The sequence below is a fragment of the Candidatus Microthrix subdominans genome, from assembly GCA_016719385.1.
In the GTDB taxonomy this organism is placed as follows: Bacteria; Actinomycetota; Acidimicrobiia; order Acidimicrobiales; family Microtrichaceae; genus Microthrix; species Microthrix subdominans.
On sequence record JADJZA010000007.1, the window covers coordinates 607,173 to 632,030 of the forward strand.

Sequence of the window (24,858 nt, forward strand, 5' to 3'; positions counted from 1 at the left end):
GTCTATCCCTCCGTCACGCGAACCGTGCGACCTTCGGCCCTCAGGGCATCCTCAAGCCGTGGCGATGACACCGAGAGATACACATCGGCCTTGAGGTGGACGGCCGCCGCCAGGGCTTCGCTACCGAGCAGATTGAGTTGATGCCGCCGACGGAGCTGGCCGATCCGTGGAGCCAGGGTTCGGAGGCTGACTAGGCCGACCTCGTCCGGCAGTTCCAAGAGGGCCGCCACAGCACGCTCATGTGCTTCCGGAGGAAGCGCCCGGAACGGTGCGGACAGCGTGCCGTCGCGCTCGGTTGCGCTGAGAACAGCCTGGCAGAGGCGGACGTACCAGCAGCCCGATGTGTACAGCTGGCCGCTGCCGAGACTCTCGCCCGTTCGGAGGTAGAGGCTGAGCAGCTGATCATCGACGAGTTGGGTCATTCGGTCGCCAACTCAGCGTCTCCAAACCCGTCTTGGGCCGACTCCCAGTCCGTGGCGGCGACGGCGTCGAGCGCCTGATCGCGCAGTAGGTGGATGCCTCCCGGGACCAACACCACCGCATCGCCGACGTCGAGGAAACCGACGCTTCCACCCTCGTTGAGACCCCATCGACGTCGAGCCTCGACTGGAAGGCTCATTTGGCCTCTGGTCGATACCTTGAGTTCTCCGGAGCTGCCCATAGCGTCAAGCTACTCCGGCTCACAAGGTGAGTTGGTGACGCGCTTTGTAGGCCATGAGGCGCCGTCCTGCGGCATGATGTAATCGACCGATGATGCGCTTGGAGCCTTCATGCAGAGACGGGTGATGCTGGATCCCGATGCCGAGCAGTTGGTGCGCCGACGCATGCGAGAGCGGGGCGTGACGTTCGACGAGGCGCTGAACGACGCCTTGCGGAGCGGAATGGCCGTCTCGGCTCAGCCATTTTCCACGGAGACGGCTGCGATGGGCGAGCCCCGGGTCAACCTCGATAGGGCGCTTCGGGTTGCCGTCGACCTGGAGGACGAAGAGCGAACTTGGCCCATGGGCTGAGATCGGGCGAGCCCTTGCCAGGTTCGCTACGCACTCAGCAGGGCGGTGAGGGCGTCGGTCCAGGACCGTCGGATCTGTTGTCGTGACCGCTGGTGGGTTTCGCTCTGGAGTTCCCACGACTCGATCGAGGTGAGCGAGTCGACGATGGCGGCCAGGTCGTCGGCCCGGTCAGGGGTCAGCCCGGCGAGTTCCTCGGCGAAGTGGGTGCGGATCTGAGCGGCCGAACCGGCCCGGGTTTCGGCCACCGTCGTGGCGAAGCGGGGCATCTCGAGCGCCCGCAGCCGGGCGATGTGGGCCATGGGGGCGATGGCGTCGTACAGGTCGAGCCGGGCCTCGACCAGCCGGGCGATCCGCTGGCGGAGCGGACCCTCGCCCAGCTGGGGAACCTCGAAGAGGGGCGCGAACCGCTCGAAGTAGCGCTCGATCGTGTGCTCCCGGAGGTCGTCCAGCCCATCGAAGTATCGGAACACCGACGACACCGAGACCCCGGCCCGCTCGGCGATCGCCTCGACGCCGGGCAGGGTGTGACGCTCCTGAAGCAGCTCGAACAGCGCATCGACCACGGCGGCCCGACCCCGCTCGCGCCGGGCCCGCCGGCCATCGATCGGCACGGCAGCGGCACCTGGCTCGACCTCGGGGGACACGTTCGCCATCGTCCCACCGTAGACGGACCGAGAACTTCTGCGATCCCGACTCCTCATATCTAATGACAGTGTTACTCTCACTATCGCTGAACAGCTGCGAGGGGAACCGATGAAGACCATCCGCACGCCGGACGATCGTTTCGACGATCTGCCCGGCTTTCCGTATGCACCCAACTACGCCGAGGTGTCGGCGGACGGAACCGATGGGGCCACCCTGCGGGTCCACTACCTGGACGAGGGTCCGGCCGACGCCGACCCCATCGTGTTGATGCACGGCGAGCCGACGTGGAGCTACCTGTACCGCCACATGATCGGCCCGCTGGTCGACGCCGGGCACCGGGTGATCGCCCCCGACCTGGTCGGCTTCGGGCGCAGCGACAAGCCCACCGAGCAGGGCGACCACAGCTACGCCCGCCACGTGGAGTGGATGACGGGCCTGGTGTTCGACCACCTCGACCTGCGCCACATCACCCTGTTCTGCCAGGACTGGGGCGGGCTGATCGGGCTGAGGCTGGTCGCCGCCGAGCCGGACCGCTTCGACCGCGTGGTCGTCGGCAACACCGGGCTGCCGACCGGCCACGGAGCACCCAGCGAGGCCTTCCTGGCCTGGCAGAGCTTCAGCCAGAGCGCCGACGACTTCCCGGTCGGGGCGATCATCGGGGCGGGTTGCACGACCGAGCTGAGCGCCGACGTGGTCGCCGCCTATGACGCGCCGTTCCCCGACGACGCGTTCAAGGCCGGTCCACGCGTCATGCCGGCGCTGGTCCCGACCAGCACCGCGGACCCGGCCAGCGCCGCCAACATCGCCGCCTGGGAGGTGCTCGGCAGCTTCGAGCGCCCCCTGCTGACCGCCTTCAGCGACGGCGACCCGATCACCGCCGGTGGCGCAGCGCCGTTCGAGTCGAAGGTGCCCGGAGCGCAGGGCCAGCAACACAGCGTCATCAAGGGCGGCGGCCACTTCCTCCAGGAGGACCGGGGCCCACAGCTGGCATCGGTGATCGACCGATTCATCGCCGACAACCCGGTGGACACGCCGCAGTGAGCAGCACGGAGCGCAGCCTGACGATCGATCACCCCATCGGCCAGGTGTGGGAGCGACTCGCCGACTTTGCCGCCATTTCCGCGTGGGCGGACAACGTCGACCACTCCTGTCTGCTCCGTCGTAGCGTCGGCAGCCCGGCGACCGGAGTGGGCGCGGCCCGCCGGGTCCAGGTGGGGCGCCGAGCGCTGATCGAGACCGTGACGGTGTGGGACGCGCCCCACCGCCTGGCCTACGGGATCGAGGGGCTTCCGCCGGTGGTGAAACGGGTGCAGAACGAATGGTCGTTGACCGCTCCCCACGCCGGTGAGGTTCAGTACACCGTCGTCACCGTGACGACCACGGTCGACTGCGGGTCACGCCCGCCCCAACTGCTGGTCGCCAAGCTGCTTGGTCGCCGCCTGGCAACCGATTCCGAGACGATGCTGGCCGGCCTGGCCGCTGCGATGAAGGAGCCGTCCCATGCCTGAGACCACAGCGACGACCCGCCCGGACGTGATCGTGATCATGACCGACGAGGAGCGGGCCATTCCGCCGTACGAGAGCGACGAGCTGCTCACCTGGCGGCGCGACACGCTCGCCGGGCGACGTTGGTTCGATGACAACGCCGTTACCTTCGCCCGGCACTACACCGGTTCGCTCGCTTGCGTGCCCAGCCGTCCGACACTGTTCACCGGGCAGTACCCCGACGTGCACGGGGTGACCCAGACCGACGGGCTGGGCAAGTCGGCCGACGACTCCCGCCTGCGTTGGCTGCGAGAAGGCGAGGTGCCCACGCTGGGCAACTGGTTTCGGGCCGCCGGCTACGACACCCACTACGACGGCAAGTGGCACATCAGCCACGCCGACCTGATCGACCCGGAGACCGGCGAACCGCTGGCCACCAACGACGCCGACGGCAACGTTGATCAGGCGGCGGTGCAGGCCTACCTCGACGCCGACCCCCTCGACCCGTTCGGGTTCTCCGGCTGGGTGGGGCCCGAGCCCCACGGCGCCCCGCTGGCCAACGCCGGCATCCGGCGCGACCCGCTGATCGCCGACCGGGTGGTGGCGTGGTTGGAGGACCGCTACACCCGGCGGGCCGCCGGGGATGAGGCTGCGCAGCGGCCGTTTCTGCTGGTGGCCAGCTTCGTCAACCCGCACGACATCGTGCTGTTTCCGGCCTGGCAGCGGCGCAACCCGATCGAGGAGTCGCCGCTCGACCCGCCGGCCGTTCCGCCGCCGCCCACCGCCGACGAGGACCTGTCGACCAAGCCGGCCGCCCAGATCGCCTACCGGGCCGCCTACCCGACCGGCTACGGCCCGCCGGCGATCGTCGAGCGCGCCTACAGCGCCAACGCCCAGCAGTACCGCGACCTGTACTACCGCCCGCACGCCGAGGTGGATGATCCGATCGATCGGGTGCGGCGCACGGTTACCGGCGAGGCGGTGCTGGTGCGCACGTCCGATCACGGCGACCTGCTCGGCGCGCATGGTGGGCTGCACCAGAAGTGGTTCAACCTGTACGACGAGGCCACCCGGGTACCGATGGCGATCGCTCGCGTCGGCGAGGGTGCCACGACCGGCCGGACGGTCGACGACATGTGCACCTCGCACGTCGACCTCGTCCCCACGCTGTTGGAGGTGGCGGGCATCGATCAGGCGGCGACGGCCACGCAGCTGGCGGCCGACTTCTCCGAGGTTCACCCGCTGCCGGGCCGCAGCCTGCTCGGTGTGGTCGACGGCGCCGACGAGCCCGACCCCAACCGCAGCGTCTACCTGATGACCCGCGACAACGTGCTTGAGGGGGATACCGGCCTGTCCGGCGCCGCCCGTCGCCTGAAGCGCACGACCGTGCCGGAGCCGCTGCGCATCAACGTGCCCGCCCACGTCGCCGCCAACTTCGAGGGCGTCGTCGCCCGGGTCGCCAACGTCGATGCCTCCGGGGGGCGGGGCCACCTGTGGAAGCTGGTGCGCACCTTCGACGATCCGGCCACCTGGACCGAGCCGGGCGTGCGCCACCTGGCGGCCGATGGTGCCGGCGGACCCCAGTACCGCACCGAACCGCTCGACGATCAGTGGGAGCTGTACGACCTGACCGCCGACCCGATCGAGGCGGCCAACCTGGCGCCCGATCGCAGCGATCCGTCGGCGGTGTTCACCCACCTGCGAATGGTGCTCAAGGAGCAGCGTGCGGCGTCGGTGCCCGAGCGCAACCAGCCGTGGCCCTACGCCGCGCGTCAGCCGAGGGTGCCCGATGCACGTCAGCCACCGCCGCCCGCCCGCCTGCTGCGCCGGTTGGCGCAGCGCCTCGGGATGCACCCCGAGGACACCGACCCCTCACCCGAGCTCAACCTGGTGGGCCGTCGGGCGCTGATCGTGTGCACCAACCACGGCTGGCTGGATATCGGCAAGCCCACCGGCGTGTTCGCCAGCGAGATGACCGTGCCCTACTACGCCTTTCTCGACGCCGGCATGGACGTCGACCTGGCCAGCCCCAAGGCGGGCTCATCCCGGTGGACCCGATGTCGCTCAAGCCCATAATCCGCAGCGCGAGCGACGACCGCTTCCTCGCCGACGACCAGCTGCGGGACAAGGTGACCGACTCGCTGGCGATCGGCGGGCTCGACGTGGGCGACTACGACCTGGTGCTTTTGGCCGGGGGCTGGGGCGCGGCGTTCGACTTTGGATTCTCCGAGCCCCTCGCCGAGGCGATGACCAGGGCGAACGACCTGGGCAAGGTGATCGGCGGCGTCTGCCACGGTCCGCTGGGGTTGATCGGTGCCAAGGCTGCCGACGGCACCCCGTTGGTGGCCGGGCGCAAGGTGTCGGCGGTCACCGACAAGCAAGTGTCGGAGCTGGGCATCGAGTCGACGCCGCACCACCCCGAGACCGAGCTGAGGCGCATGGGTGCCCGCTTCGAGTCCGAGACCAGGTTCCGCGATCCGCTCGCCAACCACTGGGTGGTCGACGGCAACCTGGTGACCGGCCAGAACCAGAACGCCGGGCCGATGGTCGCCCGGGAGATGATGCAGTTGCTGGCCGCCAGGGGCGACTGACCTAGGAGGCCTCGTCGCGCAGCTTGGCCAGCATCTCCTTGCAGCTGGGACAGACCGGGTAGCGGTCGGGGTCCCGGCTGGGGGTCCACTTCTTGCCGCACAGCGCCGTGATCGGCTCGCCGGTGACGTACGCCCGGCTGGCATCGGCCTTGGCAACGATGTGGGCATAGCGATCGTGGTCGCCGTCGTCGGTCGACGGCACCACGTCGGTGCGCGGTGCCTCGGTCTCGAGCGGTTCGAGGACGGGTGTGGACGGATCTGAGGCCTGCGGTTGCATCGGTCTCCACGATACCCAGTCGGTGTGACGGTTGCGCGCCCGCCAGGATGGTGGGGTGGATGTACGTCGCTCGTTGGAGCAGCGGGTTGGGGCGGCGCTCGGCGCCAGGGTGGTCGAGGCGGCCGTGCTCGGCGGCGGTGACGTCAGCGAGGCGTACCGAATGGGCCTGGAGGACGGCCGGATGGTTTTTGCCAAGACCCACCGCAACCCGCCGCCCGGGTTCTTCGCCACCGAAGCCGCGTCGCTCGCCTGGCTGGGCGAGAGCGGAGCGGTGCGGGTACCAAGCGTGTTGGCCGTGGACGACGCCTCGCTGGTGCTCGAATGGATCCCTGAGGGGCGACGCTCCGCCGATGTCGCGTCCGAAGCGGCGTTTGGCGCCGAGTTGGCCGCCCTGCACGCTGCCGGTGCGCCCTACTTCGGGCGGGTCGACCGGGCGGCGACGACCAGCCGGTCGCTGCCCAACGAACCGGCCGACTCGTGGGCCGAGTTCTTCGCCACCAACCGCCTGTTGCCGCTGGCCCGCCTGGCCGCCGAGGCGTCGGCGCTGTCCGACGCGACGATCGCCGCCATCGAGGCGATGGCCGGTCGGCTGAACGAGCTGGGCGTGCCCGCCGAGGCGCCCGCCCGCCTGCACGGCGACCTGTGGGCGGGCAACCGCCTGGTCGACCTCGATGGGCACAGCTGGCTCATCGACCCGGCGGCCTTCGGCGGTCACCGGGAGTTCGACCTGGCGATGATGGACCTGTTCGGCGGCTTCGGACCGGAGTGCTGGGCCGCCTACGACGACGTCGCCCCGCTGGCCGACGGCTGGCAGGCCCGCGTGCCGCTGCACCAGCTGGCGCCGCTGATCACCCACGCCATCAAGTTTGGCGGGGCCTATGTCGGCGCAGTCGATCGAGCTTTGGCAGCTGCCGGGCGGCTTGGCTGACCGTCCTCGACACGACCGGGCGCACCAGGTGGGCCACAGCCGAGTCGGTCCTCGGGGTCACCACGTCGCCGACAGTGATCCGCCCGGGTTGGGTGACCAGCGCGCCGATCGCCGCCAGCCCGGCTCGCTCGGCGTTGATGCGCTTCAACACGTTCAGGTCGCGGCCCAGACCCGGCTGGGGGCGCGTCACCATGACGCACCGACCGATGTGCTTGCGAACGTCCAGCGTCACGTCGCCGAGCACGAGCGTTTGGCCCACCCAGCCGTCCTCCACGCTCTCGGTCACCCCGGCAGGATCGTCATGACCGAGCACCACGTTGGCCCGAAACCGGCGCGGGTCCTGGCCGGCAAGGGTGGTGGTGCTGATCAGCGAGACCCGGGTTCGTTTGCTGTCATGGTACGCGCCGGCGGGGCCGGTCCAGCTCTTCCAGCCGGAGTGCTCCTCGTCCAGGTCGTCGAGCGGCGCCTCGAAGGTGCCGCCCGAGCCGGCATCGGCGGCCCGCAGGCGAACCGGCCGCCCCAGCCAGTCGGACAGCTCGTCGTCGGTCCGGAGCACCCGGCCGTCCAGGTGCACCTCGGCCGTTCCGTCGTCGGCCAGACGTCCCTCCGCCAGCAACAGCGCCGCCTCCCGTCGCCCGGTGAGAATGTTGCCGGTGGCGACGTCCTCGATGCCCCAGCCGCGGTCACCGACCAACCCCAGCTCGGTCACCTCGGATGCCTCCAGGCGTTCACCGCCCAGCGACTTGATCGGATAGCGCCACAGCTCAGCGATCTGCATGCGTTCAGTCTGGTCGACGTTTGGCCGACCCTGCGCCGGACGCCGCCCTAGCCTCCCACCATGGCCAAGCAACCCGCCCAGCTCTCACCCGTCATCTCCCGGGAGGAGCGGGCGCTGCGAGCGCTGAGCGACGAGGTGCTGGTGGCGATGGTGTCCGGCGCCGACGACTGGCACACCGAAGCGGCGCCCGATCTGGGTCTCGATGCGGTGATGATGGCCGACGGTCCCCACGGGCTGCGCAAGGTGAACAGCGCCTCGCTGGCCGACCTGCAGGCCAGCGAACCGGCCACCTGTTTCCCGACCGGCAGCGCCCTGGCCGCCACCTGGGACCCGGAGCTGGTGGCGGAGGTGGGGCGGGCGATCGGACGCGAGGCGGTGGCAGAAGGCGTCGGAGTGGTGCTCGGCCCGGCGGTCAACCTGAAGCGCCACCCTGCCGCCGGCCGCAACTTCGAGTACCTCTCCGAGGATCCGCTGCTCGCCGGCGAGCTGGCGGTCGCCTGGATCGACGGCGTGCAGGGCGAGGGGGTGGGCACCTCGCTGAAGCACTTTGCGGTCAACAACCAAGAGGCCAACCGCATGGTGGTCGATGCGATCGTCGACCCGGCGACGCTGCGCGAGCTGTATCTGAGCGCGTTCGAGGCCGCCGTGCGACGCAGCCAGCCGGCGACGATCATGTCGGCCTACAACCGGCTCAACGGCGTGTACTGCTCGGAGGACCCGTGGCTGCTCACCGACGTCTTGCGCACCGAGTGGGGCTTCGAGGGGCTGGTCGTGACCGATTGGGGCGCCAACGCCGACCGGGTTGCCGGCATCCGCGCCGGTCAGGACCTGGAGATGCCGGGGGGACACGGCACGCACGATGCCGCCTTGTGCTTGGCGATGGATGATGGGTCGCTGCCGAGAGCCAAGGTGGAGCGGTGCGCCCAGCGGGTGTTGACACTGATGGAACGCAACCACGTGCAGCGGAGCGCCCGGGAGGACACCCCCGACGGGGTTCCACTGGCGACGCTGCACGATGAGCACCATCGGCTGGCACGCACCGCCGCAGCGGCCGGGACGGTGCTGTTGGCCAACGATGGGCTGCTGCCGCTGAAGCCCTCGACCCACGTTGCCCTCATCGGGGAGTTTGCGGTTCGGCCTCGCTTCCAGGGCGGGGGTAGCTCGCAGGTGAAGGCCACCCGACGCGACGCTCTGCTCGATGAGCTTCGCCTGCAGGTGGAACCAGCCGGCGGCCGGGTGCAGTACGCGCCCGGCTACATGCTGTCGGGGCGCGACGATCGCGAGGGCGAGGCGGTGCGGCGCATCGACGAGGCGGTCGCCGTCTCCCGGCGTGCCGAGGTGGCCGTCGTGGTCGTCGGGCTCCCCGACGCCGCCGAATCCGAGGGCTTCGACCGTGTCCACCTTCACCTGCCCGAGGAGCACAATGATCTGGTGAACGCGGTGTGCGCGGCCAACCCCCGCACCGCCGTCGTGCTCGTCGCCGGCTCGCCGGTGACGATGGGCTGGGTGGACCAGCCGGGCGCGATCGTGTGCGCGTACCTCGGCGGCCAGGCGGCCGGCGGGGCACTGGCCGACGTGTTGGTCGGCGCGGCCGAGCCGGGCGGCCGGCTGGCCGAGAGCTTTCCGGTGCGGGCGGCCGACGTGGCCAGCGACCACTGGTTCCCGGGCGAACCCCACCAGGTGGTGTACCGGGAGGGGCCCTACATCGGCTACCGCTGGTTCGATGCGGCGGGGGCCCAGCCGCTGTTCGGGTTTGGGCACGGGTTGAGCTATGCAAAGTTGTCGCTGGGTGAGCCGGAGCTGAATACGACGAGGGTCGACGCAGCGGCCCTGCTCGGGCTGGCAACGTCTCGCAACGCAAGCGACTCCGACGCCGACGGGGCACACGACACTGCGGTGCCGACACCGGTGTCGCACACGGTCCTGGGTCCGGCCGAGGTCCCGGCGCCCGGGTCCGGGCCCGTGGCGTTCAGGGTCACGGTCAGGTTGGACAACGCCTCCAAGCGTGCCGGCACCGAGGTGGTCCAGGTGTACCTCGAAGCTCCCGAGAGCGCCACGGTTGGAGCGCCGCGCCGACTGGCTGGGTTCGCCAAGGTTGCCGTCGAGGGGAAGTCGACGGTCGACGCGGTGATCGACGTGCACGCCCGGGCGCTGTGCCACTGGGACGAGGCCCTCAGCGGCTGGGCGGTGGCCTCCGGAACCTGGGGGGTGTTGGTCGGGCGTTCATCGCGCAACCCCCTCGCCCGCCTGGAGGTCGAGGTGAGCTCGCCATGGCGGGCCCCGCAGCCCGACCCGGCGCTTGAGCCCTATCGCCACCCCCGACCCGACGACTGGGATCCGGGTGAGGAGGCCGTCGAGGCGTTGCTCGGCCGCCCGGTGCCCACGCCGCTGCCCGTCCGGCCCTTCAGCCGCAACTCGACCCTGGAGGAGCTGGCCACCACAGCGGTGGGAAGACCGCTGCTGAAGCTCGTGCGGGCCGTTGTCGCCCGGACGGCCGGTGGCGGCGACGAGGGGGGCCTGGCGGTCATGGTCGACCGGGCGCTGGGCGAGCTGCCGCTGCGCAACCTGGCGGTGATGAGCCAGGGGCGGGTGTCAATGCGCACGGTCGACGGGCTGGTCGCCATGGCCAATCGCGTCGGTCGCCGGAAGACACCAGCGATGGTTGACGCCGTCGACCGTGCGACACGGTCCCACAAGGAATCGTTTGGTCCGGTGGTCGATCACCGGCGAGGATAGGGCCATGACCGACACACCCTGGCAGGGCGATGCCTGCTCACTCGTCGACGCCTTCCGAGCCGGTGAGCGCTCGCCGCTCGAGGAAACCGAGGCCTCCCTGGCTGCGATCAGCGAGTCGAAGCTGAACAGCTTTTCCTTTGTCGACCCGGAGCGGGCACGTGAGTCGGCCCGCGAGGCGGATGTCAGCTTGCCCTTCGGCGGGGTACCCACGGCCATCAAGGAGCTCGAGCAGGTGAAGGGCTGGCCCGACACCGGTGCGTCGCTCGTCTTCGTCGACCGGATCGCCGACCAGAACAGCAACGCCAACCTACGGCTGTTCGAACGTGGCGGGGTGGTGCCGATGGGTATGACCACGGCCAGCGAGTTCGGCGGCCTCAATGTCAGCGTCACCAAGCTGAACGGTGTCACCCACAACCCCTGGCGACACGGCAGCACCGTGGGCGGCTCATCGGGCGGCGCGGCCGCCTCGGTGGCCGGAGGCCTGGTCAGCCTGGCCACCGGCGGTGACGGTGGTGGCTCGATCCGCATCCCCGCCGGCTACACCGGGCTGCTGGGCATGAAGGGCACCTTCGGTCGCATCACTCGCGGCCCCGTCGCGTTCAGCCGCCCCAACACGGTGGTCTCGGGCAACCTGTCCCGCTCGGTGCGCGACGCCGCCCGCTTCTACGACGTGTGCGCCGGTCTCGATCCCTACGACCCGACCAGCCTGCCCTCGCCGGGTAACTGGGAGGCCAACCTGGGCACCCACGACCTGTCGGGCCTCCGGGTGGCCGTCGTTCCAAACCTGGGCGGTATCACGCTCGAGGATGGTGTGGAGCAGCGCATCCGCGACGAGGCGGCAGCGCTGATCGCCGACAACAACATGGTGCAGGTTGACATCGATGTCCGGCCGCCCAACCTGGCCGCGCAATGGATGATGGGCAACCTGTCGACCCTGCTCGCCGAGCTGGGGCCGCTGTGGCCCAAGTGCGCCAAGGACCTCACCGACGAGGTGGCGATTGGCCTGTACCTCAGCCAGTCGATGTACAACCTGCGCACCGCCGCAGTCGCCGAGCAGATGCGGGTGGAGGCCAACCAGGCGATGGCTCGGGCCTTCGAGCAGGTCGACCTGATCATCGCCGCCTCCAACCCCGGCCCCGCCTTTGCGGCAGAGGCGTCCATGAGCAGCACCGAGAACAATCTGATCGAGAAGGCCAAGTCGAGCACGGCGGCCAAGGGGGCGTTCCGGGCTGCGTTGTTTGGCACCCGTCTGGCCTCGACCTTCGCCCCGAAGCTGCCGAGCACCCTGTTGGATCAGGTGAGCGAGAGGTTCCCCGAGATGGTCAACATGGGGGCGCTCACCATCATCTCCAACATCTACGGCAACCCGGCGGTGTCCATACCGGCCGGCACCGTGCGCGGCCTGCCGGTGGGTATGCAGGTGCTCGCCCGGCACCACGAGGACCCGTTGCTCTTCGACGTCGCCCTCGCCGTCGAGCGCGAGCGCCCCTGGCCGATGGTGGCCCCGGCGGTCAGCGACGCTGCGGCCGTTCGTTCCTGATCGGCTCTGGATCAGTCGGTGGGGCGCGGTGCTGAAACCTTGTAGGTAAGCGCGCCGCGCACCGCCGGGTTGCCCGACTCGTCGACCACCACCGCTTCGCAGAACACGATTGACCGTCCCCTCCGGGTGACCCAGCCGTGGGCGATGGCGTCGCTCTCGGTGATACCGCTCATGTAGGAGAGGTTGAGGTTCAGGGTCATCATCACCGGTACCTGGTCATAGGCGCTGGCGATGGCCGGCACGACCACCGTGTCGACGAGCGTCGCCAGCGCTCCGCCGTGCATCATGCCCGCCGGCTGGCGCAACTCGTCGCGCCACGGTACCCGCATGCGGCTGTAGTCCCGCCGGACCTCTTCCAGGCGCAGGTCGACCAGCTGGGCGAAGTTGACGCCCCCGGTGTGGCCCGGGAACCTCGCCCAAGCGGCGGTGGCCTCGGCCGGGAGTTCCTCAAAATCGGACGGGTCGGGAATGGGGGTGAAGGTCACGGGCAGACGGTACCGCTCGTGCCGCGAGCGTGCCTCCGAGGTTCGGGGTGCCACGAGAGCCCGAAATCTCTCTCGAATTTTCTGAGGGCTGCGCCGATTGTCGGCTTGGTTGTCACAGGTGTTGATCAGACTGGTTCCATGGCTTCGATCACAGGTTTCGAGCCGGCCGGGACCGGTCCGGGCGATGGGGGTGGAGCGTTGGCGGCCCTGCGCCGGCGACTGCGAAGCGATGAGTTGGCAGCCTGCTCGGTGGCCGGTTCGGGGGTGGCCGATCCGGCTGCGGCTGGGGCGTTGGCTGATGCTGAGTTGGCGATCGACGAGTTGTTTGCGGCTGGGGTCGACCCGGCCGATTCGCGAGATGCGGTCGTGTGGATCGAAGAAATCGAGCGGTTGGGTCGGCGGGTGGATGCGGCCCGGTCGGTGTTGGTGGAACGGATCCGGGTCAAGGTGTTGCACACAGCCGACGGTCACGGGTCGGCGAAGATCATGGTCCGCCACGTCGCCCGGTTGACCGAGGCGGAGGCGTTGGCCCGCGCCAAAACCGCCAGGCTCGCTAGAGATGTTCCGAAGGTGACCGCGGCGTGGCAGGCCGGTGAGGTGTCGACGTGCGCGGTCCGGGCGTTGGGCCGGGTCGATGCGAACCCGCGGGTCGCGGCAGCGCTGCGCCAGCGCGACGACGAGTTCCTCGCCGATGCCAAGAATATGAGTGCGAAGGCGTTTGGGCACAAGGTGCACCGGTGGGCCCGGCTGATCGACGAGGACGGCCCAACCCCGCCAAACGAACGCAACCACTCCAAGCGTGACGCCCGCCTTGTGCAGAACCCGTGGGACCTGTCGTGGGACCTGACCGGGTTCTTCGGCGCCGGGCAAGGTGCCGAGCTGCGGGAGATCCTCGACCGGTATGTCGACGCCGAGTTCAAGGCCGATTGGGAGGCCGCCGTGGCCCTTGGGTGAGGAGGGCCTGGCCCGCGGCGGGATCTCCAAGGAGGACCTGGACCGCACCGACGCCCAACGCCGCGCCGACGCGCTCGTGCGAAAGTCTTCCGCGACGCCGCCGCTGCTGACGGCTCCGCGGTGCCCGTCGGCTGGGTGCACAACATCCACTGGTCAGCCGCGGCGTATGAGGAAATGCTCGCAGCGATGGACCACGACCGTGCCCCACGGTTCGACCCGGACACGTTCATGTGTCGCACCGAGGACGGCCACGACGTCGACCCCACCGAAGCAGCAGCCAACAGCCTCCTCAACAAAGTCCGCCGGGTGATCGTCAACGCCTCCGGCGTCGTCATCGATTTGGGGAGGGCACGCCGGTTCACCTGGATCGGCAAGAACCGCCGCCACCGCCAGCCATACCCACTGCATCTGGCCGGGCTGTCACGCACCCGCCAGCCGCTGCGAGATCGACCACCTCCACGAACACGGACAAGGCGGCCCACCACAACCAGGCGAACTCGGCTCCGCTGTGCGGCAAACACAACGGCTGGAAACAGAAGGGCTTCCGGATCCAGCGGGACCCGACCGGCACGTGGCACACCACCCGCCCCGACGGCAGCCAACTCGAATGAGCGCCAACCGGCAGTGAATCGAGGTGGGGGAGTGATGAACCAATCGGCAGTGACCCACCCGGGGCCTGACCCACCCGGGCTGAGGCTGTCACCCGAAGGTTCGCCATCTGTTCAGCTGGCGTTCACCTGGGCAGCACCTGCGCGTCAACTCACCTCCGTACCGTTCGTCTCCTCACCACGAATTCCGTCCTACATCTGGCGGAACACCACCTGACACCGAGGAGACGAGAGTGAAGAAGCGAACCCGTCCAACCTTTCGATTTGCAGCACTTGCGCTGGCCGGTGGCCTTGCCGTCAGCGGTTGCAGCGGATCGAGCAACAGCGGCGCCGGCGAAGGAGCGGCCGAAGGCGAGATCGCCATCTCGGGCTCGTCCACCGTCGAGCCCATCTCGGTGCGAGTCGGCGAGCTCTTCGCCGATTCCGGCGGCGTGTTGCCTTCCGTTGAGGGCCCCGGAACCGGTGACGGGTTCAAGAAATTCTGCGCCGGCGAGACCGACATTTCGGATGCCTCTCGGGCCATCAAGGACGAGGAAAAGGCCGCCTGCGAGCAGGCGGGCGTGACCTATACCGAGCTGCGGATCGCCAACGATGCGATCACGGTGTTGACCAACGCGTCCAACGACTCGGTGCAGTGCCTGACCTTCGATGACCTCTACGGCTTGGTGGGTCCCGAGTCCGAGGGCGTGAAGACCTGGTCCGAGGCCACCGCCAAGGGCGCCACATCCAAGCTGCCCGATGCACCGCTTGAGATCTTCGCCCCGGGCACCGAGTCGGGCACCTACGACTCCTTCTATGAGCTGGCGATCAAGGACATCGCCGATGAGCGAGGCGTCCCCGAGGACGCGCAGATCCGTCCGGACTACGGAGGCCTGGCCAACGACAACGAGATCATCTCCGGGCTTCAGTCCGTGGATTCCAGCTTCGGTTGGGTGGGCTTCGCCTTTGCCGAAGAGGCGACCGGCGTGCGGGAGATCGAGGTCGATGGCGGTGAGGGCTGTGTGGCCCCATCGGCTGAGACCGTCGCAGATGGCACCTACCCCCTGGCCCGGCCGCTGTTCATCTACGTGAACAACGAGAAGCTGGCCGACAATGCGGCACTGTCCGACTTTGTCGACTTCTACCTGTCCGATGAGGGCATGGCCGCCGTTCCCGAGGTGGGGTACGTACCGCTGACCGACGCCGACCTCGAGGCCACCCGCACCACCTGGACCCAGGCCAAGGCCGGGGCCGCCAAGTCATGAGCTCGGGGCTGACGTTGGCCGATCTGGCCGGCTCGAAGCAGCGCAACCGCATCGAATCGCTGGTGAAGGCCGGCGTCGGCTCAGCTGCGTCCCTCAGCATCGTGATCAGCGTCGCCATCCTGGCCGTGCTGGTCATCCGATCGGCCGGGTTTCTGACCCAGGTGGAGTGGTCATCGCTGGTCAGTTCCCTGGGCTGGTTCCCCCGCAGCAACCGGTATGACCTGGTGACGCTGCTGCTGGGATCGCTGTGGGTCACCGGCATCGCTCTGGCGGTCGCCACGCCTGTCGGGGTGGGAGCGGCGGTCTATCTCTCCGAGTACGCCTCGAAGCGGGTACGCCGGTGGTTGAAGCCGTCGGTGGAGATTCTCGCCGGGTTGCCGTCGGTGGTTGTGGCGTTCTTCATCCTTCAGGTGATCTACCCCACCGCACTGGAGGGCGTGCTCGACTCGAAGTACACGCTGTTCGCGGCGGGCATCGGCGTGGGCATCCTGACGATCCCCATCGTTGCCTCGGTCACCGAGGACGCCTTGTCGGCCGTGCCGAACTCGCTTCGGGAGGCCAGCGTGGGCCTGGGTGCCCGCAAGGCTGTCACCACCGTGCGGGTCGTGCTGCCGGCGGCGGTCTCCGGCATCACCGCAGCCCTCATCGTCGGCGCCAGCCGAGCGCTGGGCGAGACCATGTTGGTCACCCTGGTGGCCGGCGGTGCCAACGGTTCGGCCCGGGCGTTTGGTCCGGCGTCGGCTGGTGGTGGCGTCACGATGACGTCGGCCATGGCAAACCTCGCTGCCGGGTCGGATTCGGTGGCCGTCAGCAGCGGCGTGACGCTCAACCCGGTCAACTCCTTGTACGTCGTTGGCCTCGTGCTGTTCATGTTCACGTTGGGGCTGAACCTGATCGGCGACCGGCTCGTTCGCCGCTTCCGCCAGAGCTATTGAGAAGGACGTAGCCATGACGATTGCATTCACCCGCCGCCGCCAGCGCGAGGCCACCGCCGAGGCGGTGCGCCAGGCCATCACCCGGGGCGGCATCGATGTGTCCGGCTTGGTGTTCAAGGGCTTGGTGGCGGGATGTCTCCTGGTGGTCATGGGCCTCCTCGTGTGGCTGTTCGCCGACGTGGTCATAGCGGCCCAGCCCTACCTCGCCGAGCGAGGGTTCATGGGCTTTCTCGGTGGGACGTTGTCGAGCCAGCCCGGCACCTACGGGGTGTCTCAAGGCATCATCGGTACGGTCTGGATCCTCGTGTTCGTGGCCGTCTTGGCTTTCCCCATCGGGCTTGCCGCCGGGATCTATCTGGAGGAGTACGCACGGGACACCAGGTTCACTCGTCTGGTGAACCTGGTCATCCGCAACCTGGCCGGGGTTCCGTCGGTCGTCTACGGCATCTTGGGGCTGGCCGTCTTCAAGGAACTCCTCGGCGGCGCCGGGAAGGCCAACCCTGCGTGGTATCAGTTCACGGGCGGTCCTACGCTGATCGCCGCAGGGATGACGATGGCCATCCTGGTGTTGCCCATCGTCATCATCACCTCGGCCGAGGCGATCCGGGCGGTGCCGGGCAGCTTGCGTGAGGCGGGATTCGGCGTGGGGGCAACCCGGTCCGAGGTCATCCGCAGTCACGTGCTGCCCTATGCGGCGCCGGGCATTCTCACCGGCACGGTGCTGTCGTTCGCCAGGGCCATCGGTGAGGCCGCCCCACTGCTCATGGTGGGCGCCATCACCGGATTGTTGCCCACCTACGGCACCGTCCCCGATCAGCTCACCGGCAAGTTCACAGCACTGCCGATGGTGATCTACGGAACCCTGAGGAAACCCGAGTCCCAAGGTTGGCCCGCCGTAACGGCCGCCGTGATCCTCGTGCTGATGGCGGTGTTGTTGGTGGCCAACGCCGGTGCGATCTTTGCTCGCAACTACTTTGAGAGGAAGCGCCAATGAATTCCAAGAGCGTACGACCGGCGGCCACGACCCCACCGACCTCGTCCGCAGGTCGCACCGGCCGTCGATTTCTCGGAGGTGCCAACGCCACCGCCGTCGTCGATAAGGATCTGCACCTCATGCCTGACCTCGTGACCGCCCCCGTGTTCGAGGTGTCGGACCTGTCGGTGTACTACGGCGGGTTCCAAGCTGTGCGAGATGTTGGCCTCACCGTTCGAAGCGGCGAGATCACTGCGTTCATTGGTCCCTCCGGCTGCGGCAAAAGTACCGTGCTGCGCTGTTTCAACCGCATGAACGACCTGATCGACAGTGCCCGGGTGACCGGTTCCGTCAATTTTCGGGGCGTCGACCTGTACGACCCGGCGGTTAACCCGGTGGAGGTGCGGCGTCGGGTGGGCATGGTGTTCCAGAAGCCCAACCCCTTCCCCAAGTCGATCTACGCCAACGTGGCCTACGGCCCCAAGGTGGGTGGCGCCAAGAAGGCCGACCTCGAAGAGATCGTTCAGACCAGCCTGACCAAGGCGGCGTTGTGGGACGAGGTGAAGGATCGGCTGGGCGACTCGGCGATGGGACTGTCCGGCGGCCAGCAACAACGTTTGTGCATCGCCAGGGCCATCGCATCCCAGCCTGAGGTGGTGCTGATGGACGAACCATGTTCGGCGCTTGACCCCATCGCCACCGCCCGCATCGAGGAGCTGATGCGCGAACTTCAGCACGAGTACACCATTCTGATCGTCACCCACAACATGCAGCAGGCGGCGCGGGTGAGCGATAAAACGGCCTTCTTTACAACCGAAGTGAGCGAAGACTCCGACCGCCGAACCGGTATCCAGGTGGAGTTTGACGACACGGAGAAGATCTTCTCCAACCCGTCCGATGAGCGCACCGAGAACTACATCACGGGTCGGTTCGGGTGAGTCAGCCACACACAGGTGCGATGATGAGCGACGTGGTCGACCCTCATGACATCCGCAAAACCTTCCACGACGACCTGGATGAGATCACCAATCAGCTCGTCGCCATGGCGGCGTTGGTGACCGAGACCATTCCCAGGGCCACGGAGACGTTGCTGGCGGTCGATCTGGCCGAGGCCCAGGCGATCATCGTCGACGACGACATTCTCGACGGGCTGATGGTGGAGGTTGAGGAGTCGTGCTACCGGGTGCTGGCGCTGCAACAGCCGATGGCCGGCGACATGCGTGCGATCGTGGCCGCTATCCGAATGGTGTCGGAGATCGAGCGGTCGGGCGATTTGGCGGTCAATATCGCCAAGGCCACCCGACGCATCTACGGCATCACGATCACGCCACGTCTTCGGGGACTGATCGCTTCGATGGGCGAGGAGGCGGCCCGGCTGTACCGGTTGGCTATACAGGCCTATGCCGACGGCGATGCGCCGATGGCCGCGGCGCTGGATGATCTTGATGATCGGCTGGACTCGTTGCACCGCGACTACATCGCTGAGATCTTTGCCGCCCACGACGAGGAGCGCTTGACGTTGCAGGAGGGTGTGCAGCTGGCCCTGATCGGGCGTTACTACGAACGCATCGGTGACCATGCGGTCAACATCGGTGAGCGGGTGCGCTACATGGTGACCGGCTGGATGCCCGAGCAGAAGGGTGCCGAGCGCGCTGCCCGACGCAGTGAGGCGTCCGCTGCCGGCGTCGACGGGCCCGCAGGGTCGAGCTCCAACCAAAACAGCGAAGCTGACGGGTAGCACCCCAGCTTGAGCGTTCACGCGTGAGCACGGCCGCGATGGTGTTGGTGGCGCTGTTGGGCGTCGGTGCCGGGGCACTGGCGGTTGCGTGGCGCCGCACTCGCCGGACTTTGACGCTGGCAGACCGGCGCGTTCGACAACTCGAGGTCGAGTTGTCGAACGCACAGGTCGACGCTGGGCCCTTCGAACTGCAGCGGGTGGTCGATGCGCTACCGGTGGCGGCCGTGATCTGTGATGACACGGGCGCCGTGCAGGTCCGCAACCCGGCGGGTGCCTCGCTCTTGGAGCCTCGCATCGAGTCGGCACTCGTGGGGCGCAGCCTGCGCGCTGCCCTGACCGAGGCCGCCGGCGGTGTTCGGGTGCGGCGCGTTGAAGAGCTCGTCGGACCTCCATTGGAGCGCCACGTCGTCACCGCCATTCCCCTCGACGGTGGCGGCGCGGTCGCCGTGGTGCAGGACGACTCCGACGTGGCCCGCACCGAGGCGGTACGTCGAGACTTCGTGGCCAACATCTCCCACGAGCTCAAGACACCTGTTGGGGCGGTTGCCCTGCTGGCCGAGATGCTCGCCGATGAGCCGGACCCGGCGACTGCGCAGCGCTTCGCCACCCGGATCGAGGGTGAGGCCCAACGCCTGGCGAGGTCGGTGGACGACCTGCTTGAACTGACCCAGATCGAGTTTGGGCTGCCGGCCGTTTCCACCGACGTCGCCCTCGACGAGGTGGTCGACGAGGTGCTGGCTCGGGTGGCGGTGGTCGCAGCCGACCGAGGGATCTCGGTTGGCGGTCCGGACGAGCGCACCCGGCTGGTCGTACGGGGCGACGCCCGTCAGCTTGGTTCGGCGCTGTACAACCTGGTTGACAACGCAGTGAAGTACTCGCCCGACGGCGGCACGGTGTGCATCGGGCTACGGCGCGACGGTGGCGGCCTGATCGATGTCGAGGTGGCCGACTCGGGCATCGGCATTCCCGGCGCCGACCTCGAGCGTATCTTTGAGCGGTTCTACCGGGTGGACCGCGCCCGCGGCCGCGACACGGGCGGAACCGGCCTGGGCCTGGCGATCGTCCGCCACGTCACCCAGAATCACGGTGGCTCGGTGGACGTTCGTTCAACCGAGGGCGTCGGCACCACCTTCCTGATGAGGTTGCCGGGCCGGGAGACCCCACGATGAGCAAGGGCACGATCCTGGTCGTCGAGGACGAGGAGTCCTTCGTCGATGCGCTCACCGTCGGCTTGGGACGGGAGGGCTTCGAGGTGGCGGTGGCCCGCACCGGCGCCGAGGCGCTGGAGATGTTTCCGTCGGTCGAGCCCGATCTGGTGTTGTTGGACGTGATGTTGCCCACCGTGTCTGGGCTGGATGTGTGCCGGGAGCTCCGGGCCCGCTCGAGCGTGCCGATCATCATGGTGACCGCCAAGAGCTCCGAGATCGACACGGTGGTCGGCCTCGAGGTCGGTGCGGACGACTACGTCACCAAGCCATATTCGATGCGCGAGCTGTTGGCTCGCATCGGTGCCGTGCTGCGTCGTCGCGGGCTGGATGCCGTCGGGCTCCGAGAGGCCGACCACGAGGAGGTTGACTTGCTGGTCGGCGGCGACGTCATCGTGGACCTCGACCGTCACGAGGTGACGGTGCGGGGCGAGCTGGTCAACCTGCCGCTGAAGGAGTTTGAGCTGCTCGCCGTGCTGATGGAGAACCCCGGACGAGTGCTGCCAAGGGCCACGCTGATCGACCGGGTGTGGGGCGGCGATTACGTGGGCGACACCAAAACCCTCGACGTCCACATCAAGCGTCTGCGCTCCCGCGTGGAGGCGGAACCGTCCGCTCCCGAACGGATCATCACCGTGCGCGGGGTGGGCTACAAGTTTGTGCCGTCCGGCTGAGGCGCCGCCCCTGGGGGATGGTCACGAAACCAGTCGACGATGGCGGGCATCGACCGCTCGAAGTTGCCGGGCGTAGCGATGGTGAACACGGCGGCCGGCGCATCGCTGCGGTTCTCGAAGTCGTGGGTCGTGCCGCCGGGCACGAGCACGAACGTGCCCACCGGAGCGTCGTCCCAACGGTCGTCGATCAAGAAGCTCATCGTGCCCTCGGTGACGAGGAAGACGTCGTCCTCGGGGTGATGATGGGCGCCGGGGCCGGTCGTGTGGGGATCGAGGCGCCACGTCGAGATCGAGTAGGCGCCGTTGGTCTCTGCCCCGTCGGCGACGAACGTGGCGGCGATCCCACCCATGTCGTAGCGGCGCCCGGCGCCGGGGGGCAGAACGATCGGTGATCGGGTCATGATCCCAACCTACGGCTGGGCCACCCGTCCGGTCTTGAACAAATGGGAACGTGGGTCAGCCGTGCTGCCAGATGCGCTGGCTGATCGTGCGCTGGCCCGACAGCGCCAGGCCGTCGAGCACCTCGAGTTCCTCGGGGGTGAGGCTCCAACCGAGGGCGCCGGCGTTCTGGGACGCCTGCTCGGCGTTCTTGGCGCCCGGGATGGGCACGGCGCCCTTGGCGATCAGCCACGCCAGCGACACCTGGGCGGGGGTGCGGTCGTGGGGCTCGCCGATGCGGGCGAGCTCGGCGGTGATCCGGTCGACCTGTTCCATCGGATGGGCCGAGAAGGTGCGCTCCTTGGGGGGAGGGTTGGCAGCGGAATACTTGCCGGTGAGGCGTCCCTGACCGATCGGGGAGTAGGCCAGCGGGACGACGCCCAGCCGGCGGCAGGCCTCGATCAGCCCGGTGGTCTCCGGCCGGCGGCGCAGCAGCGAGTACTCGATCTGGTTCGAGGACAGCGGGACGCCCCGGGCGGCGAGCTGGGCGTGGATCGAGCCCATCTCACCGATCGAGTAGTTGGAGACGCCCACCGCGTCGCACAGCTTGGCCTCGACCACCTCGGCCAGCGCGTCGGCCAGGGCGGAGTGCGAGCGCAGGCTGACCGGTCCGTGCAGCTGGTACAGGTCGACCCGGTCCACCCCCAGCCGCTCCAGCGAGGCCTCCAGTGCTGAACGGAGGGCAGTGCGCACGTTGAGCTTCCACGGCGCGGGCATGAACTTGGTGGCAATGAGCGCCCGCTCCCGCCGGGCGGGATCGCCCTTGAGCAGGCGGCCGATGATGCGTTCGCTCTCGCCGTCGCCGTACACCTCGGCCGTGTCGAACAGGGTGACGCCGGCCTCGAGCGAGGCATCGAACGCCTCGGCGATCGTCGCCTCGCTGATCTCGGTGTCGTAGCCGCCCATGCCCCATGTGGACTTGTCGCCCCACGCCCACGTGCCTACCCCGAGCGGGGCAAACGAACGGGACGAACCGGGGAATGAGAGCGAGGGCGTGGCGGTCACCATCGGTACAACCTACCGGGGGTGGGTGGCTCGGTACGCTGGTCGCTTTCCCTCCTGGAGCGCCGCCATGTGGAAGTTGATCCGAGCCGGGCTGTGGTCCCGCAAGCTGCGACTGTTCACGACAGCGCTGGCGGTGGCGCTGGGCGTGGCGTTCACCACCGGCACGTTGGTGCTGACCGACACGATCGGCAAGGTCTTCGACGAGCTCTTCGACCAGATCACCGAGGGCACCGACTCGCTGGTGCGAGGCGCCAACGAGGTGCAGAACCCGTTCGGCCCCAGCGAGCGCAACCGTGTCCCCGCGGAGCTGGAGAAGCAGGTGGCCGCGCTGGACTCGGTGAAATCTGCCGAGGGCTTCATCCAGTTCCAGGCGCAGGCGACCGACATGAAGGGCGATGCGCTCAAGCCGGGGTTCGGGCCCCCGACACTGCTGCAGAACTTCTCCGATAATCCCAACTTCGCCACCTGGAAGTTGAACAAGGGCAAGAAGCCTTCTGGCCCGACCGAGGTGGTGCTCGACGTCACCACCGCCACCGAAGCCAAGGTCTCGATCGGCGATGAGGTGCAGGTGTTCGCGGCGGCAGCGCCGCGCACGATGACCGTCGTCGGATTGGCGACGTTCGGCAACGAGAACAACCTGGCCGGCGCCGCAGCGGTGCTGACCGACCTGAAAACCGCCCAGGAGCTGTCCGACTACGGCGACAACTTCTTCTCCATCCAGGTGTCGGCCGTCGACGGTGTCTCCGAGCAGCAGGTGACGAACGACATCAACCGGATGTTGCCCAAGGACTATGAGGCGATCACCGGCACGGCCTTCAACGAGGAGACCCAGAGCGCGATTCGCCAGGGCCTGGGGTTCTTCCAGACCTTCCTGTTGGTCTTTGCCGTGGTCGCAGTGGTCGTCGGTGCCTTCCTGATCTACAACTCCTTTTCGATCCTGATCGCACAGCGCACCCAGGAGCTGGGCCTGATGCGTGCGATCGGTGCCGTGCGCAGCCAAGTGCTGGGCACCGTCGCGATCGAGGCGGCGGTCGTTGGGGTGATCTCGGCGCTGGTGGGGCTCGGGCTGGGCGTGCTGCTGGCCAGCGGCATGCGCTCCCTGTTGGCCGGGTTGGGCATCGAGCTGCCCTCGGGGCCCAACGTCGTCACCGTGTCGACCATCGTCGTCGCTTTCGTCGTCGGCGTGGGCGTCACGATCGGCGCAGCGTTGTTGCCCGCCCGCCGGGCGGCGCGGGTGTCGCCGATGGAGGCGCTGCGTTCGGCCTCCCATGACGACAGCGGCTCGAGCAAGGTTCGGCTGATCGTCGGCCTGGTGCTGACCGCAGCGGGGGCGGCGCTGTTGGTGTGGGGGGCCGTCGCTACCGCCCCGTTGCTGGTTGGCTTCGGCGCCGGAACGATCCTCGTGGCTGCGGTGGTGCTGGGGCCACGTATCGCCGTGCCCGCGGCGCGACTGATCGGAGCCCCAGCGGCCCGACTGCGGGGGATCACCGGATCGCTGGCCCGTCAGAACTCGATGCGCAACCCGGCTCGCACCGCCACGACGGCGTTGGCGCTGGTGATGGGCGTGTCGATCGTCGGGTTCGTCACCGTGCTCGGGGCATCGACCAAAACCTCGGTGACCAAAACCGTCGAGAAGCAGGTGATCGGCGACCTGGTCGTGACCGCCAGCCAGTTCGACCCGACCGGTGGCCTGCCGCCCAGCTACGGCGAGCAGATCGCCAAGTTGCCGGGCGTGAAGCTGGCCTCGCCGATCAGGTTCGGTTTCGGCCAGCTCGACGGCGAGTCCGGCGGGTCGATCGTGATCGGTGCCGACCTCGCCGCGCTGTCGAAGGCGGTCGACCTGGGCACGACGTCGGGGACGACCGACCTGTCCGCCGACCAGGTGGCCGTGTCGGCTGCCGCCGCCAAGCGAAACAGCTGGAAGCTGGGCGACACGATCACGTTCACCGGCCCGGACTCGGGCCCCCAGAAGTACACGGTGGGGCTGATCTTCGAGAACGCCGACACGCTGGCCGGCACGGTCGTGTCGCTGAAAGGTTTCGATCGGATCACCGAGACGCCCAAGGACTTTCAGATCACCGTCCAGGTGGCCGACGGCGCGTCGGTCGGCAAGGTGAAGTCCGAGATCGAGGGCGTCCTGGGCGACTTCCCGGGGGCCGAGGTGAACGACCTGTCGGCGTTCGTCAAGAGCCAGACCGCGCAGATCGACATCTTCTTGAACATGTTGTACGTGTTCCTGGCCCTGGCCGTGTTCATCGCCCTGTTGGGCATCGCCAACACGCTGGCGCTGTCGATCTTCGAGCGCACCCGCGAGGTAGGGCTGTTGCGGGCGGTGGGCATGGTGCGCTCCCAAGTGCGCTCGATGATCCGCTGGGAGTCGGTGATCATCGCCGTGCTGGGTACGGTGCTGGGGCTGCTGATCGGCCTGGTGGTGGCCGGCGCCATGATGGCCAGCCTGCGCGACCAGGGTTTCAGCGCCTTCGATCCAGCGCCGGTGCGGTTGCTGGTCATAACGGTGCTGTCGGCGATGGCCGGTGTGCTGGCGGCGCTGCGGCCGGCGCGGCGCGCCGCCAAGATGGACGTGCTCGAGGCCGTCTCCAGCGAGTAGG

At 68.5% G+C, this 24,858-nt stretch carries 23 protein-coding genes and 1 pseudogene; 16 read left to right on the plus strand and 8 right to left on the minus strand.

Annotation, left to right across the window (positions count from 1 at the left end; genetic code table 11):
* Window positions 1–2: 2 nt before the first annotated feature.
* Together IPN02_12960 and IPN02_12965 are read right to left on the minus strand one after the other, a co-directional pair.
* Window positions 3–422, minus strand: coding sequence for a hypothetical protein (locus tag IPN02_12960; protein MBK9297712.1), 420 nt, complete (start codon window positions 420–422; stop codon window positions 3–5).
* Entirely contained in the window at window positions 419–619 is a 201-nt protein-coding gene (locus tag IPN02_12965) for an AbrB/MazE/SpoVT family DNA-binding domain-containing protein (GenBank protein MBK9297713.1), read from the minus strand. The genes IPN02_12960 and IPN02_12965 overlap by 4 nt, the downstream gene beginning before the upstream one ends.
* Window positions 620–770: 151 nt before the next feature.
* Between IPN02_12965 and IPN02_12970 the strand changes: the two genes are divergently transcribed.
* Window positions 771–1,010, plus strand: a complete 240-nt coding sequence (locus IPN02_12970; GenBank protein ID MBK9297714.1) for an antitoxin — start codon at window positions 771–773, stop codon at window positions 1,008–1,010.
* 26 nt (window positions 1,011–1,036) lie between these two features.
* On the opposite strand, the gene IPN02_12975 is transcribed toward IPN02_12970, so the two are convergent.
* Complete coding sequence (locus IPN02_12975) at window positions 1,037–1,663, minus strand: TetR/AcrR family transcriptional regulator (GenBank protein MBK9297715.1); 627 nt, start codon at window positions 1,661–1,663, stop codon at window positions 1,037–1,039.
* A gap of 100 nt (window positions 1,664–1,763) precedes the next feature.
* On the opposite strand from IPN02_12975, the gene IPN02_12980 reads away from it, so the two are divergent.
* The 3 genes and pseudogenes from IPN02_12980 (at window position 1,764) to IPN02_12990 (ending at window position 5,731) form a co-directional block, all read left to right on the plus strand.
* Entirely contained in the window at window positions 1,764–2,696 is a 933-nt protein-coding gene (locus IPN02_12980) for a haloalkane dehalogenase (GenBank protein MBK9297716.1), read from the plus strand.
* Window positions 2,693–3,163, plus strand: a complete 471-nt coding sequence (locus tag IPN02_12985) for an SRPBCC family protein (protein MBK9297717.1) — start codon at window positions 2,693–2,695, stop codon at window positions 3,161–3,163. Before IPN02_12980 ends, IPN02_12985 begins: the two co-directional genes overlap by 4 nt.
* Window positions 3,156–5,731, plus strand: a pseudogene (locus tag IPN02_12990) (sulfatase-like hydrolase/transferase). The gene IPN02_12985 and the pseudogene IPN02_12990 overlap by 8 nt, the downstream one beginning before the upstream one ends.
* Before the next feature lies 1 nt (window position 5,732).
* Here IPN02_12990 and IPN02_12995 read toward each other — a convergent pair.
* On the minus strand, window positions 5,733–6,008 hold the full coding sequence (locus IPN02_12995) for a DUF3039 domain-containing protein (protein MBK9297718.1): 276 nt from the start codon (window positions 6,006–6,008) through the stop codon (window positions 5,733–5,735).
* A 55-nt stretch (window positions 6,009–6,063) separates the two neighbouring features.
* On the opposite strand from IPN02_12995, the gene IPN02_13000 reads away from it, so the two are divergent.
* A complete protein-coding gene (locus IPN02_13000) occupies window positions 6,064–6,936 on the plus strand; it encodes a fructosamine kinase family protein (protein MBK9297719.1) in 873 nt (290 codons plus the stop codon).
* On the opposite strand, the gene IPN02_13005 is transcribed toward IPN02_13000, so the two are convergent.
* Entirely contained in the window at window positions 6,869–7,714 is an 846-nt protein-coding gene (locus IPN02_13005) for an MOSC N-terminal beta barrel domain-containing protein (protein MBK9297720.1), read from the minus strand. The two genes, IPN02_13000 and IPN02_13005, sit on opposite strands and share 68 nt — an antisense overlap.
* Window positions 7,715–7,774: 60 nt before the next feature.
* On the opposite strand from IPN02_13005, the gene IPN02_13010 reads away from it, so the two are divergent.
* Window positions 7,775–10,450, plus strand: coding sequence for a glycoside hydrolase family 3 protein (locus IPN02_13010; protein ID MBK9297721.1), 2,676 nt, complete (start codon window positions 7,775–7,777; stop codon window positions 10,448–10,450).
* A gap of 1,057 nt (window positions 10,451–11,507) precedes the next feature.
* Window positions 11,508–11,990, plus strand: a complete 483-nt coding sequence (locus tag IPN02_13015; protein MBK9297722.1) for a hypothetical protein — start codon at window positions 11,508–11,510, stop codon at window positions 11,988–11,990.
* A gap of 11 nt (window positions 11,991–12,001) precedes the next feature.
* Here IPN02_13015 and IPN02_13020 read toward each other — a convergent pair whose 3' ends face one another.
* Window positions 12,002–12,475: a PaaI family thioesterase gene (locus IPN02_13020; protein MBK9297723.1), complete on the minus strand. Its 474-nt coding sequence runs from the start codon at window positions 12,473–12,475 to the stop codon at window positions 12,002–12,004.
* A gap of 138 nt (window positions 12,476–12,613) precedes the next feature.
* On the opposite strand from IPN02_13020, the gene IPN02_13025 reads away from it, so the two are divergent.
* From IPN02_13025 to IPN02_13060, 8 genes are all read left to right on the plus strand, one after another.
* The gene (locus IPN02_13025) at window positions 12,614–13,429 is read left to right on the plus strand and encodes a hypothetical protein (protein ID MBK9297724.1); all 816 of its coding nucleotides are present in this window, start codon (window positions 12,614–12,616) and stop codon (window positions 13,427–13,429) included.
* An 841-nt stretch (window positions 13,430–14,270) separates the two neighbouring features.
* Complete coding sequence (locus IPN02_13030) at window positions 14,271–15,281, plus strand: substrate-binding domain-containing protein (GenBank protein MBK9297725.1); 1,011 nt, start codon at window positions 14,271–14,273, stop codon at window positions 15,279–15,281.
* Window positions 15,278–16,216: a phosphate ABC transporter permease subunit PstC gene (locus IPN02_13035; GenBank protein MBK9297726.1), complete on the plus strand. Its 939-nt coding sequence runs from the start codon at window positions 15,278–15,280 to the stop codon at window positions 16,214–16,216. Before IPN02_13030 ends, IPN02_13035 begins: the two co-directional genes overlap by 4 nt.
* A gap of 13 nt (window positions 16,217–16,229) precedes the next feature.
* Window positions 16,230–17,210 (plus strand): phosphate ABC transporter permease PstA, encoded by a 981-nt coding sequence (pstA, locus tag IPN02_13040; protein ID MBK9297727.1) that lies wholly within the window; start codon window positions 16,230–16,232, stop codon window positions 17,208–17,210.
* A 119-nt stretch (window positions 17,211–17,329) separates the two neighbouring features.
* Complete coding sequence (gene pstB / locus IPN02_13045; protein ID MBK9297728.1) at window positions 17,330–18,127, plus strand: phosphate ABC transporter ATP-binding protein; 798 nt, start codon at window positions 17,330–17,332, stop codon at window positions 18,125–18,127.
* A 23-nt stretch (window positions 18,128–18,150) separates the two neighbouring features.
* Entirely contained in the window at window positions 18,151–18,927 is a 777-nt protein-coding gene (gene phoU, locus IPN02_13050; GenBank protein ID MBK9297729.1) for a phosphate signaling complex protein PhoU, read from the plus strand.
* A gap of 23 nt (window positions 18,928–18,950) precedes the next feature.
* Window positions 18,951–20,096: a two-component sensor histidine kinase gene (locus tag IPN02_13055; GenBank protein ID MBK9297730.1), complete on the plus strand. Its 1,146-nt coding sequence runs from the start codon at window positions 18,951–18,953 to the stop codon at window positions 20,094–20,096.
* Window positions 20,093–20,806 (plus strand): response regulator transcription factor, encoded by a 714-nt coding sequence (locus tag IPN02_13060; protein MBK9297731.1) that lies wholly within the window; start codon window positions 20,093–20,095, stop codon window positions 20,804–20,806. Before IPN02_13055 ends, IPN02_13060 begins: the two co-directional genes overlap by 4 nt.
* Here IPN02_13060 and IPN02_13065 read toward each other — a convergent pair.
* Both IPN02_13065 and IPN02_13070 read right to left on the minus strand, forming a co-directional pair.
* Window positions 20,782–21,156: a cupin domain-containing protein gene (locus IPN02_13065; GenBank protein ID MBK9297732.1), complete on the minus strand. Its 375-nt coding sequence runs from the start codon at window positions 21,154–21,156 to the stop codon at window positions 20,782–20,784. The two genes, IPN02_13060 and IPN02_13065, sit on opposite strands and share 25 nt — an antisense overlap.
* 106 nt (window positions 21,157–21,262) lie before the next feature.
* Window positions 21,263–22,252 (minus strand): aldo/keto reductase, encoded by a 990-nt coding sequence (locus tag IPN02_13070; protein ID MBK9297733.1) that lies wholly within the window; start codon window positions 22,250–22,252, stop codon window positions 21,263–21,265.
* Window positions 22,253–22,316: 64 nt separating this feature from the next.
* On the opposite strand from IPN02_13070, the gene IPN02_13075 reads away from it, so the two are divergent.
* Window positions 22,317–24,857: an ABC transporter permease gene (locus IPN02_13075; GenBank protein ID MBK9297734.1), complete on the plus strand. Its 2,541-nt coding sequence runs from the start codon at window positions 22,317–22,319 to the stop codon at window positions 24,855–24,857.
* Window position 24,858 lies beyond the last annotated feature (1 nt).

What these genes read in the sequence shown, in the direction of transcription:
- IPN02_12960 (MBK9297712.1), bottom strand. Translation starts at nt 422, where the DNA reads ATGACCCAACTCGTCGATGATCAGCTGCTCAGCCTCTACCTCCGAACG.
- IPN02_12965 (MBK9297713.1), bottom strand. Translation starts at nt 619, where the DNA reads ATGAGCCTTCCAGTCGAGGCTCGACGTCGATGGGGTCTCAACGAGGGT.
- IPN02_12970 (MBK9297714.1), top strand. Translation starts at nt 771, where the DNA reads ATGCAGAGACGGGTGATGCTGGATCCCGATGCCGAGCAGTTGGTGCGC.
- IPN02_12975 (MBK9297715.1), bottom strand. Translation starts at nt 1,663, where the DNA reads ATGGCGAACGTGTCCCCCGAGGTCGAGCCAGGTGCCGCTGCCGTGCCG.
- IPN02_12980 (MBK9297716.1), top strand. Translation starts at nt 1,764, where the DNA reads ATGAAGACCATCCGCACGCCGGACGATCGTTTCGACGATCTGCCCGGC.
- IPN02_12995 (MBK9297718.1), bottom strand. Translation starts at nt 6,008, where the DNA reads ATGCAACCGCAGGCCTCAGATCCGTCCACACCCGTCCTCGAACCGCTC.
- IPN02_13005 (MBK9297720.1), bottom strand. Translation starts at nt 7,714, where the DNA reads ATGCAGATCGCTGAGCTGTGGCGCTATCCGATCAAGTCGCTGGGCGGT.
- IPN02_13010 (MBK9297721.1), top strand. Translation starts at nt 7,775, where the DNA reads ATGGCCAAGCAACCCGCCCAGCTCTCACCCGTCATCTCCCGGGAGGAG.
- IPN02_13015 (MBK9297722.1), top strand. Translation starts at nt 11,508, where the DNA reads ATGCGGGTGGAGGCCAACCAGGCGATGGCTCGGGCCTTCGAGCAGGTC.
- IPN02_13025 (MBK9297724.1), top strand. Translation starts at nt 12,614, where the DNA reads ATGGCTTCGATCACAGGTTTCGAGCCGGCCGGGACCGGTCCGGGCGAT.
- IPN02_13035 (MBK9297726.1), top strand. Translation starts at nt 15,278, where the DNA reads ATGAGCTCGGGGCTGACGTTGGCCGATCTGGCCGGCTCGAAGCAGCGC.
- pstA (MBK9297727.1), top strand. Translation starts at nt 16,230, where the DNA reads ATGACGATTGCATTCACCCGCCGCCGCCAGCGCGAGGCCACCGCCGAG.
- pstB (MBK9297728.1), top strand. Translation starts at nt 17,330, where the DNA reads ATGCCTGACCTCGTGACCGCCCCCGTGTTCGAGGTGTCGGACCTGTCG.
- phoU (MBK9297729.1), top strand. Translation starts at nt 18,151, where the DNA reads ATGAGCGACGTGGTCGACCCTCATGACATCCGCAAAACCTTCCACGAC.
- IPN02_13060 (MBK9297731.1), top strand. Translation starts at nt 20,093, where the DNA reads ATGAGCAAGGGCACGATCCTGGTCGTCGAGGACGAGGAGTCCTTCGTC.
- IPN02_13065 (MBK9297732.1), bottom strand. Translation starts at nt 21,156, where the DNA reads ATGGGTGGGATCGCCGCCACGTTCGTCGCCGACGGGGCAGAGACCAAC.
- IPN02_13070 (MBK9297733.1), bottom strand. Translation starts at nt 22,252, where the DNA reads ATGGTGACCGCCACGCCCTCGCTCTCATTCCCCGGTTCGTCCCGTTCG.
- IPN02_13075 (MBK9297734.1), top strand. Translation starts at nt 22,317, where the DNA reads ATGTGGAAGTTGATCCGAGCCGGGCTGTGGTCCCGCAAGCTGCGACTG.